This is a genomic window from Streptomyces sp. NPDC001515 (assembly GCF_053597115.1).
The window spans coordinates 1-1189 of sequence record NZ_JBSFHN010000095.1 but is presented as its reverse complement, the minus strand read 5'-3'; the positions used below and the strand labels follow the sequence as shown (position 1 = coordinate 1189).

Below are 1189 nucleotides of genomic sequence, written 5' to 3'. Positions count from 1 at the left end.
TCACGACGCGGAGCCCGCTCATCACGACGGAACCCACCACGATCGTCCCGACGGAACCCACCACCCGCAGAACCACCACGGTCATCACGACGGAAGCCACCGCCGGAGGAACCCCCACGGTCGTCCCGCCGGAAGCCGCCACCGGAGGAACCCCCACGGTCGTCACGGCGGAAGCCACCGCCGGAGGAACCGCCCCGGTCGTCACGCCCCCGGTAGCCACCGCCTGCGGAGCCGCCACGATTGTCGTCGCGGCGCGGGCCACGGTCCCGGTCACGGTCGTCGCGGCGGAACCCGCCACCACGGTTGTCGTCATCGCGACGGAAGCCACCACCACGGTTGTCGTCGTCGCGGCGCGGACCACGCGGCCGGTCGTCACGACGATCATCACGGCGGTCGTCACGGCGGTCGAACCCGCCACCGGGACGCCCACCACGGTCGTCCTCACGACGCGGAGCCCGCTCATCACGACGGAACCCACCACGATCGTCCCGACGGAACCCACCACCCGCAGAACCACCACGGTCATCACGACGGAACCCGCCACCGGAGGAACCGCCCCGGTTGTCGTCGCGGCGCGGGCCACGGTCCCGGTCACGGTCGTCGCGGCGGAACCCGCCACCACGGTTGTCGTCATCGCGACGGAAGCCACCACCACGGTTGTCGTCGTCGCGGCGCGGACCACGCGGCCGGTCGTCACGACGGTCATCGCGGCGGTCGTCACGGCGGAAGCCGCCGCCGTACGAGCCGCCACGGTTGTCGTCGCGGCGCAGGCCACGGTCCCGGTCACGGTCATCGCGACGGAAGCCGCCACGGTCACCGCCGGGCCGGCTGTCGTCGCGGCGGAATCCGCCCCGGTCACCGTCCCTGCGCTGCCCGCCGCCCGACCGGCCGCCGCTGTAGCCGCCCCGGTCACCGCCGTCCCGGCGACGCGGCTCGCGATCCGAACGATCGTCGGGAGAGTTGGTGGGCATCGGTGGGGCTCCTGTCATCGAGTACTGCAAACATTCTTGCGCAGCCCGGCATCGGGCGCGCTTCGGCAAAACAAAAAGGACCCTTGGTCCCAGCGCTGAACGCTGGGACCAAGGGTCCTGAAAGATTGTTCGGCGGCGTCCTACTCTCCCACAGGGTCCCCCCTGCAGTACCATCGGCGCTGAAAGGCTTAGCTTCCGGGTTCGGAATGTAACCGGGC

The 1189-nt window shown here is 71.2% G+C and carries 1 protein-coding gene and 1 rRNA gene; one reads left to right on the top strand and one right to left on the bottom strand.

The window, feature by feature from the left end; genetic code table 11:
• Positions 1–1070 (top strand): hypothetical protein (locus ACWCXC_RS37475; protein ID WP_450891825.1); only part of this gene is annotated, 1070 nt, incomplete at its 5' end.
• A gap of 28 nt (positions 1071–1098) precedes the next feature.
• Here the strand turns inward: ACWCXC_RS37475 and rrf are convergent.
• Positions 1099–1189 (bottom strand): 5S ribosomal RNA (gene rrf / locus ACWCXC_RS37470); the annotation flags it as partial.